19 protein-coding genes are annotated in these 17,443 nt (G+C 39.3%); 18 read left to right on the top strand and 1 reads right to left on the bottom strand.

The window, feature by feature from the left end; translation table 11 throughout:
* Nucleotides 1-122: 122 nt before the first annotated feature.
* From pabC to FTV09_RS04205, 6 genes are all read left to right on the top strand, one after another.
* Nucleotides 123-932: an aminodeoxychorismate lyase gene (gene pabC / locus FTV09_RS04230; RefSeq protein ID WP_180056924.1), complete on the top strand. Its 810-nt coding sequence runs from the start codon at nt 123-125 to the stop codon at nt 930-932.
* 91 nt (nt 933-1,023) lie between these two features.
* Nucleotides 1,024-1,986: an endolytic transglycosylase MltG gene (mltG, locus tag FTV09_RS04225; protein ID WP_373687690.1), complete on the top strand. Its 963-nt coding sequence runs from the start codon at nt 1,024-1,026 to the stop codon at nt 1,984-1,986.
* Nucleotides 1,987-1,995: 9 nt separating this feature from the next.
* Nucleotides 1,996-2,601 carry a dTMP kinase gene (gene tmk / locus FTV09_RS04220; RefSeq protein WP_180056914.1) on the top strand — a complete coding sequence of 202 codons (606 nt, stop codon included), beginning with the start codon at nt 1,996-1,998 and terminating at the stop codon, nt 2,599-2,601.
* 68 nt (nt 2,602-2,669) lie between these two features.
* Entirely contained in the window at nt 2,670-3,089 is a 420-nt protein-coding gene (locus tag FTV09_RS04215; RefSeq protein WP_067765746.1) for a PaaI family thioesterase, read from the top strand.
* A gap of 195 nt (nt 3,090-3,284) precedes the next feature.
* Nucleotides 3,285-4,250, top strand: a complete 966-nt coding sequence (locus FTV09_RS04210) for a hypothetical protein (RefSeq protein ID WP_180056905.1) — start codon at nt 3,285-3,287, stop codon at nt 4,248-4,250.
* An 11-nt stretch (nt 4,251-4,261) separates the two neighbouring features.
* Entirely contained in the window at nt 4,262-5,128 is an 867-nt protein-coding gene (locus tag FTV09_RS04205; RefSeq protein WP_180056903.1) for a histone deacetylase, read from the top strand.
* 53 nt (nt 5,129-5,181) lie between these two features.
* On the opposite strand, the gene nadB is transcribed toward FTV09_RS04205, so the two are convergent.
* Nucleotides 5,182-6,828: an L-aspartate oxidase gene (nadB, locus tag FTV09_RS04200; RefSeq protein ID WP_067765154.1), complete on the bottom strand. Its 1,647-nt coding sequence runs from the start codon at nt 6,826-6,828 to the stop codon at nt 5,182-5,184.
* A 227-nt stretch (nt 6,829-7,055) separates the two neighbouring features.
* Between nadB and FTV09_RS04195 the strand changes: the two genes are divergently transcribed.
* The 12 genes from FTV09_RS04195 to FTV09_RS04140 all read left to right on the top strand — a co-directional run bounded on the left by FTV09_RS04195 (nt 7,056) and on the right by FTV09_RS04140 (nt 17,292).
* Nucleotides 7,056-8,438, top strand: a complete 1,383-nt coding sequence (locus tag FTV09_RS04195; RefSeq protein ID WP_180056901.1) for a Do family serine endopeptidase — start codon at nt 7,056-7,058, stop codon at nt 8,436-8,438.
* A 120-nt stretch (nt 8,439-8,558) separates the two neighbouring features.
* The gene (locus tag FTV09_RS04190; RefSeq protein WP_180056899.1) at nt 8,559-9,026 is read left to right on the top strand and encodes a thioesterase family protein; all 468 of its coding nucleotides are present in this window, start codon (nt 8,559-8,561) and stop codon (nt 9,024-9,026) included.
* Nucleotides 9,027-9,204: 178 nt separating this feature from the next.
* Entirely contained in the window at nt 9,205-11,022 is a 1,818-nt protein-coding gene (gene lepA / locus FTV09_RS04185) for a translation elongation factor 4 (RefSeq protein WP_067765150.1), read from the top strand.
* Nucleotides 11,023-11,043: 21 nt separating this feature from the next.
* Complete coding sequence (lepB, locus tag FTV09_RS04180) at nt 11,044-11,871, top strand: signal peptidase I (RefSeq protein ID WP_180056897.1); 828 nt, start codon at nt 11,044-11,046, stop codon at nt 11,869-11,871.
* Between the two features lie 20 nt (nt 11,872-11,891).
* Nucleotides 11,892-12,263, top strand: coding sequence for a DUF4845 domain-containing protein (locus tag FTV09_RS04175; protein ID WP_180056896.1), 372 nt, complete (start codon nt 11,892-11,894; stop codon nt 12,261-12,263).
* Complete coding sequence (gene rnc / locus FTV09_RS04170; RefSeq protein ID WP_180056894.1) at nt 12,235-12,933, top strand: ribonuclease III; 699 nt, start codon at nt 12,235-12,237, stop codon at nt 12,931-12,933. Before FTV09_RS04175 ends, rnc begins: the two co-directional genes overlap by 29 nt.
* Nucleotides 12,933-13,961, top strand: coding sequence for a GTPase Era (era, locus tag FTV09_RS04165; RefSeq protein WP_067765139.1), 1,029 nt, complete (start codon nt 12,933-12,935; stop codon nt 13,959-13,961). The genes rnc and era overlap by 1 nt, the downstream gene beginning before the upstream one ends.
* A gap of 32 nt (nt 13,962-13,993) precedes the next feature.
* Nucleotides 13,994-14,194 (top strand): NF038104 family lipoprotein, encoded by a 201-nt coding sequence (locus FTV09_RS04160; RefSeq protein WP_067765136.1) that lies wholly within the window; start codon nt 13,994-13,996, stop codon nt 14,192-14,194.
* Between the two features lie 8 nt (nt 14,195-14,202).
* Complete coding sequence (locus FTV09_RS04155) at nt 14,203-14,919, top strand: DNA repair protein RecO C-terminal domain-containing protein (RefSeq protein WP_180056971.1); 717 nt, start codon at nt 14,203-14,205, stop codon at nt 14,917-14,919.
* 9 nt (nt 14,920-14,928) lie between these two features.
* On the top strand, nt 14,929-15,654 hold the full coding sequence (gene pdxJ / locus FTV09_RS04150) for a pyridoxine 5'-phosphate synthase (protein ID WP_180056892.1): 726 nt from the start codon (nt 14,929-14,931) through the stop codon (nt 15,652-15,654).
* A 14-nt stretch (nt 15,655-15,668) separates the two neighbouring features.
* Complete coding sequence (locus tag FTV09_RS04145) at nt 15,669-16,322, top strand: tRNA-(ms[2]io[6]A)-hydroxylase (protein WP_067765127.1); 654 nt, start codon at nt 15,669-15,671, stop codon at nt 16,320-16,322.
* 145 nt (nt 16,323-16,467) lie between these two features.
* Nucleotides 16,468-17,292, top strand: coding sequence for a DUF4198 domain-containing protein (locus tag FTV09_RS04140; protein ID WP_180056890.1), 825 nt, complete (start codon nt 16,468-16,470; stop codon nt 17,290-17,292).
* The last annotated feature ends 151 nt before the right edge of the window (nt 17,293-17,443 follow it).

Raw genomic sequence — 17,443 nt, 5'->3', positions numbered from 1 at the left:
AAGAATATCTGTAGTTTTTATGCAGAAAAAATAATAAAAAAAGAATTTAATATGACCAAAAAAGAAATACATTTGTCTTCGTAATTTTTTAAACTAGGCAGAATGAATTGGGATAACGCGCTATGCAGTGTTTTAAAAATACACAGCAAATTGAACATATTGATTTGCTTGATCGAGCATTTCATTATGGTGACGGCTGCTTTACTACAGCACGTATTCGTCAAGGTCAGATTGAACTGTGGCCATTACATTTAGCACGTTTAAAGCTGAGTAATGAACGTTTAAAGCTAAATGCCAATTTGGAATTAATTGAAAAAACACTAAAATTGCTACGCAAAAGTGATACGGTCAATGGCACAATTAAAATCGTGCTGAGTCGTGGTGAGGGGCAGCGTGGTTATAGCTTGCCAGATCATCCTGCTGATGTATGGGTGTTTTATTATCCTAAAAAGCTAGATGATTTTGATTATGATATTTTTGACAGTGGCATACTTCAACAAGCGATCGGTTTAACAATGCCTAATTTGGTCGGGTTAAAGTCTTTAAACCGTTTAGAACAAGTCATGCTCAAAGCCGAACTAGATGAAAAGGGCTGGTTAGAAGCATTGGTGACCGATGTACAGGGTTCAGTTGTTGAAGGTGTGAGCAGCAATTGTTTTATTCATACAAATGAAGGATGGATCACGCCTGAACTTGGTTATAATGGTGTGCATGGAGTCATGCGGGCAGAAATTCTGAAACGTATGCAACAACATGGTATAAATTGTACACAGCGCTATATTTATATGGATGAAATTGCTGATTTTAAAAGCGTATTCTTCTGTAATGCACTGAGTCCAATGAAAATTGCATCAACTCTGAATGGGGTTGAATTAGATGTTCAAACTTGTATTGAACTTTTCCAGACGCTTCAATTAAATCAGATACATTAATATGTCCGCTGCCTCGAAAAAATCCAATAAGAAAAAGCCTGTGAAGACAGGTTTTCCTTTGAAAGCTATCTCTGTTGTTTTGGCTGGCATTATGCTTTTGCTTGCCATGCTACTGTGGTCAAGTCTGTTTAAAGCATATCCTGTTGAAGGTAAAAAACAGATGTTAGCCATTGGAGCAGGTGACACTTATTCAGGTTTTATCGACCGTCTTGCAAAAGACAAACAGGTAAGTTTCCCGATCATTTTAAAGCTGTATCAAAAAATCATGATTAATGACACCTTAAAAGCAGGTGTGTATGAAATTAATGAAGGTATGAGTGTGCGTGAAGTGATGGAGTTGATTTCGAACTCTGAAAATGCACAAATGAATCGTATTTTAGTGATTGAAGGGACGACCTTTAAGCAACTGATTGATGCATTGAAAAGTGATCCATTGGTAACGCATGACATTAGCAATCTGCCTTATTCAAAGATTTTGCAGGAACTGGGTATTCCATATTCACACCCAGAGGGTTTATTTGCTCCGAATACTTATTTCTTTGCCAAAGGTGAGTCTGATCGTAAAATTTTAAAAGATTTGTACCAACGTCAAATGAAATCGCTTGATCAAGCCTGGGCAAATCGTGCTAATGATTTACCGTATAAAGATAAATATGAAGCCTTGATCATGGCGTCGATTATTGAAAAAGAAACCAGTATTGATAGTGAGCTTGAACAAGTGTCTGGTGTATTTGTGCGTCGTCTCAAACAAGGGATGCGTTTGCAAACAGATCCAACTGTGATTTATGGTATGGGCGATAAGTACAACGGTAATATAACGCGTCAGGACTTACGTACACCAACAGCCTATAACACTTACACGATTAATGGTTTACCACCAACACCGATTGCTTTGCCGAGTCAAAAAGCCATTGAAGCTGCAATGCATCCTGATTCATCTAACAATGTATATTTTGTTGCAACAGGAAATGGCGGCCATAAATTTAGCAGTAATTTGCAAGACCATAACCGCGCGGTACAAGAATATTTATCTGTAATTCGTGCGAAAAACTAAGGAGTGAGCATGTTTATTAGCTTTGAAGGCACGGAAGGTGTGGGTAAAACTACACTCATTCGTAAATTACATGATCATTTCCAAAATTTGGGTAAAAATGTCGTACTTACACGTGAGCCGGGTGGTACACCTATGGCTGAACAAATTCGTGCATTACTTTTAGCCGTCAATCATGATGAAGCAATGAGTGATGATACCGAATTGTTGCTTATGTATGCTGCACGTGCGCAGCATTTGGCGCGCGTGATTTTACCTGCATTGGCAGAAAGTAAAATCGTTTTATGTGATCGTTTTGCCGATTCGAGTTTTGCTTATCAATGTGCAGGACGTGGCTTAGATCGTGACAAACTCAACGTCTTAAATGCAAGTTTTGTTGCGCGTATACCCGATATTACTTTTTGGCTTGATGCACCGATAGAAACAGGAATGTTAAGAGCAAGAGAGCGTGGTGCTTTAGACCGTTTTGAACAAGAGAAAGCAACTTTCTTTGAGAAAGTAAGATCAGGTTTTGCGGAGATTCATCAAACGCACCCTGAACGAATGAAACGCCTTGACGCAACCCAAACACCTGAGCATGTTTTCCAACAGGCATTATCGCATCTACAGCAGATCTAAAATGCCATAGTATTTGTTAGGCATTTGATTTAAAAATCATTCATAGCAAAAGTTATGGATGATTTTTTATGCATGCTACAAAACAGGAGATTATTAATTTCCTTGAAACTGAATTTGCACCAAGTTTAAAGCATTGCACTATCGTAGAAGTTGGTGAAAAGGCTGCCACTTTAATTTGGCATGTGACTGAAAAAGATTTGCGGCCTGGCAATACTGTTTCAGGCCCGACTATGATGACTTTGGCGGACTTTGCATTGTATGTGGCAATACTTGCAGAGATTGGAATTGTCGGACTTGCAGTCACCACAAGTATGAATATTAACTTTTTAAGAAAGCCTGAGGCGAATAAAGACTTGCGGGGAGAATGTCGATTACTTAAGGTCGGTAAAAGCATCATTTATGGTGAGGTATTGGTTTATTCAGAGGGTGTTGAAGAGCCTGTGGCTCATATTACCGGTAGCTATTCGATTCCTCCGCAGCGATATTGAACTGAAAATATGCAGTTGATCCATTAGATTGGATTAAAATGCAGCAGTCTGTCTAAATAAATTGTGCATTGGTTGGTGAATTTTCTGCGTAGTGTATTTTTATTTGCATAATTTCAAAAGCTTAGTAGAAATCAATCAACTCATAAGTGTTGTTTTAAATCTATAATTGAATCACAGACTTGATTGGTTAAATACATGACTGCTACTGCACATGAAGTTGTTCGGCTCTTTCAGGATCATGCATATCCTTTGTCAGAAAAATTGACAGAAATGTTGAATGAGCATTACTCACATCAAACTGAACGACGTGGCTGTGGCTATACCCAAGCCACACGTGTGTTAGCTGAATATATTAATGTGCCGCGCGTATCACATGAATTTCAAGATCTTAAACTTTTTGATCAATATGACACGCACGGTTTACGCAAAATTTTAGATCAAAGTCGTGCATATCATGTAGATTTGTCAAGTTGGCGTAATCTGGATTTGAATCAAAATATTCAGCAATTGAATCAATCTGAACAAGCTACAGAATTTTGCGATGTTTTAGAGAAAGAATTACGTCTCCAAAAAAGTTTGCGTCAAATCCAGCAACATGCAAATTTAGAAGAAAGTCAGCTTATTTGTGCCTTGATTGAAGATGTGATTTTGCCAAAATCCCCGATTGAAAACCAAATTGTTGAAGTGCAAGCACTGGTTGATAAGCCAAAAGTTGGCTCATGTCCAATGGCTGAAAATTTCTTTTTTAAAATCGCACATCGACGTGTATTACGTAACGGTGAAATTAATATTTTTATAGATGAACACGGTCAGCCCATATTTATGGAAAAATTAAATATGGGCGATAACCATTCTTGTATCAGTTTGAAACCTGTACTCATGAATGGTGTTCGTATTCCAGCGGGTTCACTTTTTTCCGTGAGTTATGATGCTGAACAATTAGTTGAAAAACGACAAAATCGTGAGTTTAAAGGTTTTGTGATTCCTTATCAGGCCATTTCTGGTTGGTGGTTTTTACGCTTAACGACTTTGGCCGTGTCGCCACAAAATCGAAAACGTGCATTCAGCACGCATTTTCAGCAGCAAGTGGATAATGGTCTGTATAGTCCAGGTACGACTGAGCTTCAGCAATTAATAGATGTGGCGATAGCGCAACTTTGAGTATTTCCATCATGTTAGATGTATGCTTTTCGCCAAAATATTTTGCTCATACCCATACCAATAGTATGGAAAAATTATTAGCAGTTGGAACATATTTAGAACAATGGCAGAACATCCGAATACACGAACCTGAGTGTATTGACGCTGAAATTTTAAGCCAAGTGCATGATCCTGTTTATGTGGACGCTTTTATGACAGGGCAGCCCACTAAGCTTGCGACTTTTTCAGGTTTTAAGCCTTGGAATATTCAGCTTCGCGATGCAGTGCTGAGAATCAATGCAGGGCAGTTGATGGCAGCAGAAATGGCTTTGCAAAAAGGCATTGCAGCAAATGTTGCACAGGGTTTTCATCATGCAGTGTATGAATATGGCGGATCATTTTGCACATTCAATGGTTTGGCTTTGGTGGCACAGCAGAATCCGAATAAAAAAATCTTTGTACTCGATTGCGATCAACATGGGGGGAATGGCACAGCTGAGTTTACAAGACGGTTAGAGAACCTTTTTAATTTTAGTATTTATGGGCTACATTTTGGTTGTCCTACTTATGAACGTTCTTTAACACGGCATGTGCATAAAGATCGTGGAAATTTCGCACAATATACTTTGGCTATACATGAAGGAATACAGCAAGCTAAAGCATGGGGTGCAGATTTAATTATTTATCAAGCAGGGATGGATTGTCATCAAGCTGACCCTTTTGGTTCATCATGGTTTAGCACCGCTTTGATACAAAAACGCGAAGAAATGGTCTTTAACTTGGCTAAACGTGCAGATATACCGTTGATGTTTGTATTGGCTGGGGGCTATCAGAAGATGGATGATTTGGTAAATCTGCACTTAGAAACTTTCAAAGCTGCGCTACATATTTATGGATAGTAAAATCAAAAAAAGCCGACATAATGTGCGGCTTCTTTTTTGATTTAAAAGTTTTAAGAGACTAACTCAGTATTTACTACAGGGCAATCAACCGTGAAATCAGGTGGTGTTAACACTGTTTTACGCAGTTCATCTGCTTGTTCTGGATAATCCAAAGTAAAATGTAAGCCACGTGATTCTTTACGTTCCATGGCACAGCGAACAATCATTTCTGATACCAAGACTAAATTGCGTAATTCAATTAAGTTTTTGCTGACTTGATAATCTTGATAGTACTCGGTGATTTCACGCTTAAGCATTTCAATGCGGTGTAGGGCACGTTGGAGGCGCTTTGTAGTACGAACAATACCGACGTAATTCCACATGGTTTGGCGTAATTCATCCCAGTTTTGCAAAATCACCACATCTTCATCTGGATTGGTTACTTGTGAATCATCCCATGCCGGTATTGTAGATATTGGTTGATCTGCTTTAAAATTTTCCTGAATATGTTTTGCTGCGCTCATGCCATAAACAAAGCATTCAAGTAAAGAGTTACTGGCCATTCGATTGGCACCATGAAGTCCGGTATAGGACGTTTCGCCAATCGCATACAAACCTGAAATGTCAGTTTGACTGTTCTCGTCGACAACGACACCGCCACAAGTGTAATGTGCTGCAGGAACTACAGGAATCATCTCTTTGGTAATATCGATACCTAATTCGAGTAAGCGTGCATACAGTGTTGGAAAGTGTTCTGTAATAAATTCCGCGGGTTGATGGGTAATGTCTAGCCATACATGGCGAATACCAAGACGTTTAATTTCATAGTCAATCGCACGCGCCACAATATCCCGTGGGGCAAGTTCAGCACGTTCATCAAAACGTAGCATAAAGCGCTCACCATCTGGTAGACGTAAATATGCACCTTCACCGCGCATGGCTTCTGTAATTAAGAAAGAGCGTGCTTGCGGGTGATATAAACAGGTTGGATGGAACTGGTTGAACTCCATATTGGCAACACGGCAACCTGCTCTATAGGCCATGGCAATACCGTCACCAGTCGCAATATCGGGGTTGGATGTATATAAATATGCTTTCATGGCTCCACCACAAGCAAGTGCTGTAAATGGTGCTAGGAAGGTATGTACTTTTTCATTACTTTCATCCAGTGCATACAGGCCAAGGGCACGATTTTCAGCGTGTGGATTCAGCTTTTGACTGGTGATTAAATCGATCGCAATAAAATTTTCAAAAATATGGATATTGGCTTTTTCTTGTGCACGTTCAACCAATGTTGTGGAAATAGCACGACCTGTGGCATCTGCTGCATGAATAATGCGTCGCTGAGAGTGACCGCCTTCACGAGTAAGGTGTAATTGTGCTTGTTCATCTAAGGTAAATTGCACACCTTGATTAAGTAAAAAATCTACTGAAGGTTTTCCACCTTTGACCGTTTGTTTAACTGCATCGAATTCACATAGATGCGCACCTGCAATCATCGTGTCATCAATATGTTGTTCAATCGAATCAGTTTTATCGAGTACTGCCGCTACGCCGCCTTGGGCAAAATAGGTACTGGCATCGGTCAGGGTCGATTTTGCGAGTACTGCAATATTGAAATGATCTGGCAGTGAAAGTGCCAAACTCAGGCCTGCACCACCGCTTCCCACAATAATCACATCAAAATGATGTGTAGTGTTTAAATTAGACATGTCCATCAGCTAATTTTAAAAATATCCGATCATCACAACGTTTTTTGATCAAAAAGGCAAGGGCATGAATGTTTAAGAATAATGAAAAATATTCATAGATGTGTAATATTTAAGGAATAATTAAGATAATATTCTTAAGAATTGATCCAACATTTTATTACGAAGCAAAGACTTGCTTTGTGATAAAAACAAACATATTTCAAATGATAAGCACAATTGGGTGAATGCTAAAAATGAACAAATCGTACTTACAAAAAGGATTGTATGCAGCAGTATTTACGGTTGCAACAGCACAGACACAAGCTGCTGGCCCTGTGGATTTTTCGAATTTAGTCGAGCAGGTAAGCCCTGCGGTTGTGAGTGTAAATGTTGTTAAAAAGTTAAGCCAAGAAGAACTATTACAACAGCAGGTTCCTGAAATTTTACGCCGCTTCTTTGGTAATCAGGTCATTATTCCACAACAAAAAGCACCACAAGAAAAAACAGGTTACGGTAGTGCATTCTTTATCAGTAAAGATGGTTATTTATTGACAAATCATCATGTGGTTGAGGATGCGTCTAAAGTTACGATTGTGTTGAATGACCGTCGTGAGATTGATGCAACGGTCGTTGGGAGCGATGAGCGTACCGACGTTGCATTATTAAAAGTAAATGGTAATAATTTCCCTGAACTTCGCACAGGCAATGTTGATCGCTTGCGTGTGGGTGAGCCTGTACTTGCGATTGGTTCTCCGTTTGGTTTTGATTATTCGGCATCGGCGGGTATTGTTAGTGCAAAAATGCGTAACATGATGGGGGAAACTTCAGTTCCGTTTATTCAGACCGATGTGGCTTTAAACCCAGGTAACTCAGGTGGTCCGCTTTTTAATCAGTCGGGTGAGGTAGTTGGTGTGAACTCTCGTATTTTTAGTGGTACGGGGGGGTATATGGGCTTGTCATTCTCTATTCCGATTGATGTTGCGATGGATGTAGCAGATCAGTTGAAGAAAAACGGTAAAGTGACGCGTGCATATTTGGGGGTGATGTTGCAAGATGTCGATCGCAATTTGGCGGAATCTTATAATTTGTCAAAACCTGAAGGTTCATTGATTACGCAAGTGGCGCCAAATTCACCTGCTGCCAAAGCCGGTTTTAAAGCGGGTGATGTAATTTTAAAATTCAATGGCACCCCAATTTCACGTACCGGTGAATTACTCAATTACCTAAACCGCGTAGGGCCGAACCAAAAAATTCAATTAGAAGTGTTACGTGATGATAAGCGTCAGAATATTTCTGCAACTTTAATTACAGCACCGGATGATACACTAGCCAAAGCTGAAGTGACTCCTGTACGTAAAGGACCTGTGATAGGGGTGTCAATTCGCAATCTGACAGCAGATGAAACATCTCGCTTAAAATTAAAAGGTGGGGTGCTCATTCAGGATGTTCGTGCAGGTGGTATTGCAGCACAAGCGCGTATCCAGCCGGGTGATGTCGTCACTCAAATTAATAACAAAGTCGTGAATAACTCTGAAGACTTTGTTAAAGCAGTTTCTGATTTGAAAAATGGCAGTATTGCACGTGTTTCGTTAATCCGTGAAGGGCAAAGCGCCATTGTTGGTATGCGCATTCAGTAATGAGTTACTAAATTAAAACCACTCCAAGCGAGTGGTTTTTTTAACTTTAGTGTTTTTGCAATTTACCCTTAGATAAAAATGAGTAGACTGTGGGACATAGTTTAAAATTTGCAGGACGCTATGAGCGATATCTTTGATTTAAAAATTACAGTTCAAGCTGAACATATCGATACATTAAATCATGTAAATAACGTGGTGTATGTCAGTTGGATGCAAGATGTCGCAACAGCACATATTGAAGCTTTGGGTTTAGGCTTAAAAGAATATATTGAATTGAAGCATGCCATGGTGGCTGTTGAACATCATGTGCAATACCGTAAAGCAGCATTTGAAGGTGAAGAAATCATTTTGCGGACATGGTTGAATGATATCAATTCATTGTATTCTTTCCGTCAATATGTATTTTATCGCCCTAAAGACAAAGCGATTTTATTTACAGCCAACACCCAGTGGGCGTGTGTAGAAATTGCAACAGGGCGTCCAAAGCGTATGTCTCCGACGTTTACTCAAGCTTATCAACCTTTAGCATTTACAGAAAATCCTATGGATTTTAGTCAGTATGATGATGGTGGAAATAAAGCTGAATAACCTAAACAATACGTATTTTGCCGCATCATTTTTGCAGAATGATGCTCTCTCTAAAAGCTTTGAATTATTTTCGATACTTTGAAAAATCCATCTGCTATAATCCTTCGCAATTTCTATTCGGCTTTTGCTATGCATTAAATATTGATTGCATAGCGCTTTATTTTTTTCAAGGTAGCCCATGGCGCAAGCTAAAAAATCTGTTGATATTAAAAACATTCGTAATTTCTCGATCATTGCGCATATTGATCATGGTAAATCGACGCTAGCGGACCGATTTATTCAAACTTGTGGAGGTCTACAAGATCGTGAAATGCAAGCACAGGTTCTTGATTCTATGGAGCTTGAGCGTGAACGTGGTATTACGATTAAAGCTGCGTCTGTTACCTTGTATTACACGCATCCAAACGGTGAAGAGTATCAACTCAACTTTATTGATACACCAGGACACGTTGACTTCTCTTATGAAGTATCTCGTTCATTGGCTGCGTGTGAAGGTGCGCTATTGGTTGTTGACGCTGCGCAAGGTGTAGAAGCTCAATCAGTAGCAAATTGCTATACCGCGATCGAACAGGGCTTGGAAGTTCTTCCAGTATTAAATAAGATTGATTTACCGCAAGCAGAGCCTGAGCGTGTGATTCAAGAAATTGAAGACATTATCGGGATTGAAGCAACTGAAGCACCAACTTGTTCGGCAAAAACAGGTTTGGGGATTGAAGGTGTGCTTGAAACACTAGTCAATGTCATTCCTGCACCGCAAGGCGACCGTGAAGCGCCGTTACAAGCTTTGATTATCGACTCTTGGTTTGATAACTACTTAGGTGTGGTTTCTTTAGTACGTGTGAAAGAAGGTCGTGTGCGTAAAGGCGACAAAATGTTGATGAAATCAACAGGCCAAACGCACATTATTACATCTGTAGGTATCTTCAATCCAAAACATACTGAAACAGGCGTGCTTGAAGCGGGTGAAGTAGGCTTCGTTATTGCTGGTATTAAAGATATTTTTGGTGCACCAGTCGGTGATACCATCACACTTGCAACAACACCAGAAGTTGAAAGCTTACCAGGTTTCAAAAAAGTGAAGCCGCAGGTTTATGCAGGTTTGTTCCCAATTGATGCAAGCGATTTCGAACCATTCCGTGAAGCATTACATAAATTACAAATTAATGACTCGGCTTTATTCTTTGAACCTGAAAGTTCGGATGCTTTAGGTTTTGGTTTCCGCTGCGGCTTCTTAGGTATGCTGCACATGGAAATCGTACAAGAGCGTCTGGAACGTGAATACGATTTAGATCTTATTTCATCTGCACCAACCGTAATTTACGAAGCAGTTATGAAAAATGGTCAAACCATTTATATCGACAGCCCATCTAAAATGCCTGATGGTTCAACGGTTGAAGACTTACGTGAACCGATTGCAGAGTGTCATATCTTAGTGCCTCAAGAATACTTAGGTAATGTCATGACTTTGTGTGTTGAGCGCCGTGGTGTTCAAAAAGATATGAAGTTTATGGCGAACCAAGTATCAATTACCTTTGAAATTCCAATGGCTGAAGTGGTCATGGATTTCTTTGATAAATTGAAATCTTGCTCACGTGGCTTTGCATCATTGGATTATAACTTTGTGCGTTTTGAGTCTTCATCTTTGGTTAAGGTAGATGTGTTAATTAATGGTGATAAGGTTGATGCCTTGGCCATGATTTGCCATCGTCAAGATGCGCGCCATCGCGGTATTGCACTTGTGGAAAAAATGAAAGACTTAATTCCACGTCAAATGTTCGATGTGGCGATTCAGGCTGCGATTGGTGCACAAATCATTGCTCGTTCGACTGTCAAAGCAATGCGTAAAAACGTATTGGCGAAATGTTATGGTGGCGACGTATCGCGTAAGAAAAAACTCTTAGCGAAACAAAAAGAAGGTAAGAAACGTATGAAGCAAGTGGGTAGTGTTGAAATCCCGCAAGAAGCGTTCCTTGCTGTATTGAAAGTAGACAGATAATAAAAAGAGGTAAATGAGCTCATGGATTTTGATTTTAATTTGATCCTTGTACCTGTCACAGTCATCTTTTTCTTGGTGTGGCTGTTGGATAAATTGGTCTGGAAACAACGACAGACAAAAGGTAAAGGCAATGAAAATGTCATTATCACATGGGCTTATGATTTCTGGCCTGTATTGGCCGTGGTGTTAATTTTACGTTCTTTCTTATATGAACCTTTTAATATTCCATCTGACTCTATGGTTCCAACCCTAGAAACCGGTGATTTTATTGTGGTGAATAAATTTGACTACGGTGTTCGTTTGCCAATTATCAATAAAAAAATTATTGATGTGGGTGAGCCTGAACGTGGTGATGTCATCGTATTTCGCTACCCGCCACAACCAACCATTAGTTACATTAAACGTGTTGTAGGTTTGCCAGGCGATCATATTGTTTATGATCATGGACAGCTCAGTATTAATGGTCAAAAAGTAGCAAAAGTTCCAGTTGAATTTAGCCGTGAAAAAGATACTTTAGATACGCCTACTGCGATTTATCACAAAGAAACGATGGGTACGCATACATTTACCATGCGTGAACTTGAAGGGGTGAATGTTGCCCGTCAAGCACCATTTATCAACTATGTTGAAAATGGTAAATATTCGACTGAAAATGGTTTATATTGGGAAGTTAAGGTTCCTGAAGGTCACTATTTTGCGATGGGGGATAATCGTGATCAAAGTGCTGACAGTCGTTTCTGGGGTTTTGTACCTGAAGAAAATTTAACTGGACGTGCTTTTTATAAGTGGATGCATAAGGAACCTGGTTTAAAACTACCTTCATTTAGTCGTAATGGTAGCATTGATTAGTCTTACATCAGGAAAATAAAATGAGACATCAACGGGGAACGTCTTATATCGCAATTTTAATTGCGGTGATTGGTTTTGCTTTTTTAGCAAAGGCTTTAATTGCGGTTTGGGGACCGTATGTTGATGACCGCTTGGTTAACAGCGAAATTGAAGAGTTAATGAAGAGTAGTCCTAAAAATATTGCGCCATCTAAATTTGAATCTCAGATGTCTCAGCGTCTAGATATGAATGGTGTGCGTGATTTAAACTTTAAGGATATTGCACAGGTATCTAATGATAATGGTCTAGTGGTAACTAAAGACTATGAAATTAGAAAACCTTTCTTATTGAATATTGATATTGTGTTGAAGTTCGAGAAAAGTTTTGATCAAAGCTCAGTCCAAGCTAAATGAAGCTCGTTTAGCAAGTCGTATCGGTTATCAGTTTAAACAACCTGCATTGTTACAACTGGCCTTGACCCACCGATCGGTGAGCCATAAAACCAATTATGAACGTCTAGAATATCTAGGCGACTCATTGTTGGGAATGATAATTGCCAATTATTTGTATCATGCTTATCCGCATGAGAACGAGGGGCGTCTAACGCGTATGCGTGCGACGCTTGTTCGTCAGGAAGCCCTAGGTAAAATCGCCAATGATTTAAAACTGAGCCAAGAATTAATTCTAAGCACAGGTGAATTGAAATCTGGCGGTCATCATCGTGAGTCTATACTGGCGGATACAGTAGAATCGATCATTGGAGCTATCTATGTCGATTGTCAGGATCTCAAAATTTTAGAACCTATTGTTTTGAAATGGTACGTTCCATATTTAGATCATATTGAACCTACTGATCAACTGAAAGACCCTAAATCACGTTTACAAGAGTATTTACAAGCACGTAAAAAACCTCTCCCGGTTTACGAGGTTGTAGATATTCAGGGTGACGCACCAAATCAACATTTCAAAGTGGAATGTACCGTGGTGGGTCTGCCTGTTAAATACGGTGAAGGATCAAGCCGTCGCTTTGCTGAGCAAGCAGTAGCGGCAGAAATCTTAGAAATTTTGGAGAAAAAGTCTTAATGACTACTCATTCCGATCACGTTGATGCTGATCACGAGTCGCAAGGCGACAGTAACGATTTAATTAGCCAGTTCTTTAGTGCACAAGGCACGGAAATTCCGGCAGATTTTAAGAGTGGTTTTGTAGCGATCGTCGGTCGTCCAAACGTAGGTAAGTCGACCTTAATGAACCATATTTTGGGTCAAAAACTTTCGATTACCTCGCGTAAGCCACAAACCACACGTCATAAAATTGTGGGTATTGATTCACGTGAAAAATCTCAGGCAGTATTTGTAGATACTCCAGGGATGCACAAAAAAGAAGTACGTGCCATCAATAAAATGATGAATCGTGCAGCGCACTCAGCACTTCGCGACGTGAATTTAGTTCTGTTTGTAATTGATGCAGACAAATGGACACAGAATGATGATTTGGTCCTTGAAAAGCTAAAAAATGCTGATATGCCTGTGATTCTAGTGATCAATAAAATTGATACGCTAGAAAACAAAAACCATGCATTACCTTTAATACAAGAACGCGCAAAATTGATGAATTTTGCAGAAATTGTTCCAGTTTCAGCACTTCGTGGTGCGAATTTGGATCATTTGCGTAGCACAATTGAAAAATATTTGCCGTTCCAACCGCCGTTGTATTCACTTGAGCAATTAACGGATCGTTCAGAGCGCTTCCTTGCTTCTGAAATTATTCGCGAAAAAATCATGCGTCAATTGGGTGAGGAACTTCCTTATGATTTAACCGTTCAAATTGAATCATTTAAGACGGAAGAAGCAACAGTTAACCCGAAAACGGGTCGTCCTAAAGCTGCATGTACCTATATCGATGCGACTATTTTTGTTGATCGCTCTGGTCAAAAGGCAATTGTGATTGGTGAAAAGGGGGCTAAGCTGAAGAAAATTGGCATGGATGCGCGTGTTGATATGGAAAAAATGTTCGAACAAAAGATCATGCTGACACTTTGGGTAAAAGTTAAAGGTGGTTGGTCTGATGATGAACGTGCATTGAAAAGCTTGGGCTATAGTGATATCTAATCACTAAGCATAGAAACTTTGAGGGAAGAGTAATGATGAAAGTCTTGGCTGTTGTAGCATGTGTTTTGTTTCTACAAGGGTGTATTCATAAGATCGTTACTGTTCCTGTCAAAGTGGCTTATAAAACGACAAAGGGTGTTGTCAAAGGTACAGCAGCAGTTGTAGGTGCGGTCATTCCCGATGGGGATGATGAAAATGAAGAAGAATCTGATAAGAAAAAAAATAAGGATTAACTATTTAAATCATGCGTAATGAAGTACTGCATGGTTATTTAATTCACCATCGTAAATACCGCGAAAAAAGTCACATTGTGCATTTGTTCACACAGGAGCATGGCCGTGTGGATGGCATTTTGCGACAAACTCCGCCACCCCAATACCAACCAATTTGTGTGCAGGCATCGGGTAAGTCTGAACTGAAAAACTTCAGTAAACTAGAAATTGTAAATAAGCCTATATTTTTTTATGGCGATGCGTTTTTTTCTGGTTTTTATTTAAATGAGGTTTTACTTCGACTTTGTCCACTTGAAGTTGAAATGCCGCAAACATTTTTACAATATGCGAAAACGCTTGCTCAATTACAGATAATGTCTGAGCAGGCTCAGCCGGATGTATTTTTAAAACAGATTTTAAGGCAGTTCGAGCATGAATTGCTTGAAGAACTCGGTTTTCCTTTAGATTATTCTATGGATGCAAATCAACAGGAAATACAGCCAAATGAACACTATCATTTTCAATTAAATGATGGCTTCCAGCCAATTATAAAAGCATCTCGTGCCTCATTGTTGGGGCAACATATTTTAAGTATGTGTAATTATGAAAAGGGTGGGGAATTTAGCCCTGAACAGTTACAATTACTCTCTAAGCTCTATCGACAAATGATCACGTCTCTGTTGGGAGATCGGCCGTTAAAAAGCCGTCAGTTGTGGATTCAAAATTCTCAAATTCAACGTCATTAGGAAATTATTATGGCTGCTTTACTTGGTGTGAATATTGACCATGTGGCTACTTTACGTCAGGCGCGTGGAACGACTTATCCAGATCCTGTGAATGCAGCACTGATTTGTGAGCAAGCTGGCGCAGAAGGTATTACGTTGCATTTACGTGAAGATCGTCGTCATATTCAAGATGATGATGTACGTCGTATGCGTCCAGTGCTTAAGACCCATATGAATCTTGAGATGGCTGTGACACCTGAAATGGTGGAATTCGCTAAGGAAATTAAACCGCATCATGTTTGTTTTGTTCCTGAAAAACGTCAGGAAGTGACGACTGAAGGTGGTTTAGATGTTGTGGGGCATTTCGAAGATGTCAAACAAGCAACGCAGGCGCTAGCTGCAATTGGCTGTGAAGTGTCGTTATTTATTGATGCTGATATTGCGCAGATTGATGCCGCAATTGCTTGTGGTGCACCTACTATCGAATTGCATACAGGTGCTTATGCGGATGCTGAAACGGCTGAAGCACAGCAACATGAACTTGAGCGTATTATCGCTGGTGCGGAATATGCTGCTGCTAAAGGCTTAATTGTCAATGCAGGCCATGGTTTAAATTTGGAAAATGTCACTGCTATTGCCAAAATTCCACAAATTCATGAATTGAATATTGGTCATTCCATTATTGCGGATGCAGTGTTTATTGGTTTGGCGCAAGCTGTACAGCAAATGAAAGCTGCAATTAAAGCTGCACGTTAATTTAAGTAAAGTCTATGTCGAATATTGATTACGATGCTCTGATGAAGCCAGTCATTGGCTTCTTGGGCTGTGAAACACCTAAAGCGTGGTTAGATGAAGCGCTGAACAACTTGGATATCCTCATGCAGGATCACGCCAATTGTGAAAAGAAAGCAGCAAGTACAGCAATGAACTTGATGTTTCGCTATAGCTTTTTTTCGGATTTGCAAATAAAGCTTGCGCAACTGGTGCGTGAAGAAATGTTGCATTATGAGCAAGTTTTAGAATTGATGGCGAAGCGTGGTCAAGAGTGGACTGCAATTAGTGCAGGCCGCTATGCAGGTGGTTTGCGTAAAGAAGTTCGCACTTATGAGCCTGAAGCACTGATAGATATATTGGTGATCGGCGCTTTTGTTGAAGCACGCTCTTGCGAGCGTTTTTATGCGCTTGCACCACATGTCGATGAAGAGTTAGGGCGTTACTATCGCTACTTACTGAAATCTGAATCACGTCATTATGAGGATTATCTTGCGCTGGCGATGGATGTTGCAACGACCAATAAGTTGAAAAATCCAAAAGAAGATATTCAAATGCGTATCGAACATATTCGTGAAGTAGAAAAAAACTTGATTAGTTCGCCTGACGAATTATTCCGTTTTCATAGTGGTGTGCCGGCTCAAGCTGCTTAAAGTGTGCTTTTTAGCTTTGTTGGTGAATTAAAAAATCCTCCTTAATGGAGGATTTTTTATACACTTAAAGTAATTAAAAATAAGAATCATTTACAATTACTGGTAGGGAATTTAGAATCAGTAAATTTTTTAATTTTTAGTCATTATGAAACTACAAATCTCTTTACTTGCTTTGGCATTATTTTCTATGGGGCAAGTAAATGCACATTATCCTTATGTTGCACCTTTAAGCTATCAGACGTTTAATAATCATAGTGCAATCGTGTCAGGTTTTTATGACAATCCGTTTGTTTCAGAAATTGCGATTAAAAATTTTAACTTTCATATACATACGCCTTCAGGCGAAAAAATACATTTAAATGATACGGATTGGGCGAAGACTCAGACTTTAAGTAGCTACAGCTTAGAGAACAAGCAAGATGGTACTTATCGCATTCGTGGTATAAAGCAGGGTAGTACGGCACGTTTTGCATTAGATCAAAAGCAATGGAAAAACTTGATTAATGGCACACGTGATATGAATAAAGCTGTGAATGCAAATGTTGTTTATAGCGCAGATTTAACCAAGAAAGCACAAATTAAGACGGTTCAAACTGAAGAAATTATTGAAACTTTTGTGTCGCGTCGAGCAACTACAAATGCAGTCGTTCATCATTTACATGATGGGTTTGATGTGCAATTTATCACTCATCCGAATGCTATACAGCAGGATCAAGCTGCACAATTTAAAGTTTTAGATCAAAAGAAACCAATAGCAGACTTGGCTGTTGAAATTTTGGTTCAAACAACTGATTTTAGTCGCGAAGCCAAAGTTTATAAAACATTGAAGACTGACAAAGATGGAATGTTAAATTTTAATATTGCCGATAAAGGTCAATATTTATTAAAAATAGACTATCAACAGCCTTTTGAAAACAAAGGAAATGATTTGAAATGCTATAAATATACGTTGAGTTTTAATGTGATTTAAACAAAAAAAGCCCTTCATGTTGAAGTAATGCCAGTCAGTTAAGCAAAAAAAGTTAAAATGCTGTAAAAAGAGCGTATGTAAATACGCTCTTTTTTTATGAATTTATCTCAGAATCTAGATTTAACATTAAAACAAACCCTACCTTCACTTT

The organism is Acinetobacter sp. YH12227 (assembly GCF_013417785.1).
Classification (GTDB): domain Bacteria; phylum Pseudomonadota; class Gammaproteobacteria; order Pseudomonadales; family Moraxellaceae; genus Acinetobacter; species Acinetobacter gandensis.
This window is presented reverse-complemented; position numbering and strand designations above follow the sequence as displayed.

What these genes read in the sequence shown, in the direction of transcription:
- pabC (WP_180056924.1), top strand. Translation starts at nt 123, where the DNA reads ATGCAGTGTTTTAAAAATACACAGCAAATTGAACATATTGATTTGCTT.
- mltG (WP_373687690.1), top strand. Translation starts at nt 1,024, where the DNA reads ATGCTTTTGCTTGCCATGCTACTGTGGTCAAGTCTGTTTAAAGCATAT.
- tmk (WP_180056914.1), top strand. Translation starts at nt 1,996, where the DNA reads ATGTTTATTAGCTTTGAAGGCACGGAAGGTGTGGGTAAAACTACACTC.
- FTV09_RS04215 (WP_067765746.1), top strand. Translation starts at nt 2,670, where the DNA reads ATGCATGCTACAAAACAGGAGATTATTAATTTCCTTGAAACTGAATTT.
- FTV09_RS04210 (WP_180056905.1), top strand. Translation starts at nt 3,285, where the DNA reads ATGACTGCTACTGCACATGAAGTTGTTCGGCTCTTTCAGGATCATGCA.
- FTV09_RS04205 (WP_180056903.1), top strand. Translation starts at nt 4,262, where the DNA reads ATGTTAGATGTATGCTTTTCGCCAAAATATTTTGCTCATACCCATACC.
- nadB (WP_067765154.1), bottom strand. Translation starts at nt 6,828, where the DNA reads ATGGACATGTCTAATTTAAACACTACACATCATTTTGATGTGATTATT.
- FTV09_RS04195 (WP_180056901.1), top strand. Translation starts at nt 7,056, where the DNA reads ATGAACAAATCGTACTTACAAAAAGGATTGTATGCAGCAGTATTTACG.
- FTV09_RS04190 (WP_180056899.1), top strand. Translation starts at nt 8,559, where the DNA reads ATGAGCGATATCTTTGATTTAAAAATTACAGTTCAAGCTGAACATATC.
- lepA (WP_067765150.1), top strand. Translation starts at nt 9,205, where the DNA reads ATGGCGCAAGCTAAAAAATCTGTTGATATTAAAAACATTCGTAATTTC.
- lepB (WP_180056897.1), top strand. Translation starts at nt 11,044, where the DNA reads ATGGATTTTGATTTTAATTTGATCCTTGTACCTGTCACAGTCATCTTT.
- FTV09_RS04175 (WP_180056896.1), top strand. Translation starts at nt 11,892, where the DNA reads ATGAGACATCAACGGGGAACGTCTTATATCGCAATTTTAATTGCGGTG.
- era (WP_067765139.1), top strand. Translation starts at nt 12,933, where the DNA reads ATGACTACTCATTCCGATCACGTTGATGCTGATCACGAGTCGCAAGGC.
- FTV09_RS04160 (WP_067765136.1), top strand. Translation starts at nt 13,994, where the DNA reads ATGATGAAAGTCTTGGCTGTTGTAGCATGTGTTTTGTTTCTACAAGGG.
- pdxJ (WP_180056892.1), top strand. Translation starts at nt 14,929, where the DNA reads ATGGCTGCTTTACTTGGTGTGAATATTGACCATGTGGCTACTTTACGT.
- FTV09_RS04145 (WP_067765127.1), top strand. Translation starts at nt 15,669, where the DNA reads ATGTCGAATATTGATTACGATGCTCTGATGAAGCCAGTCATTGGCTTC.
- FTV09_RS04140 (WP_180056890.1), top strand. Translation starts at nt 16,468, where the DNA reads ATGAAACTACAAATCTCTTTACTTGCTTTGGCATTATTTTCTATGGGG.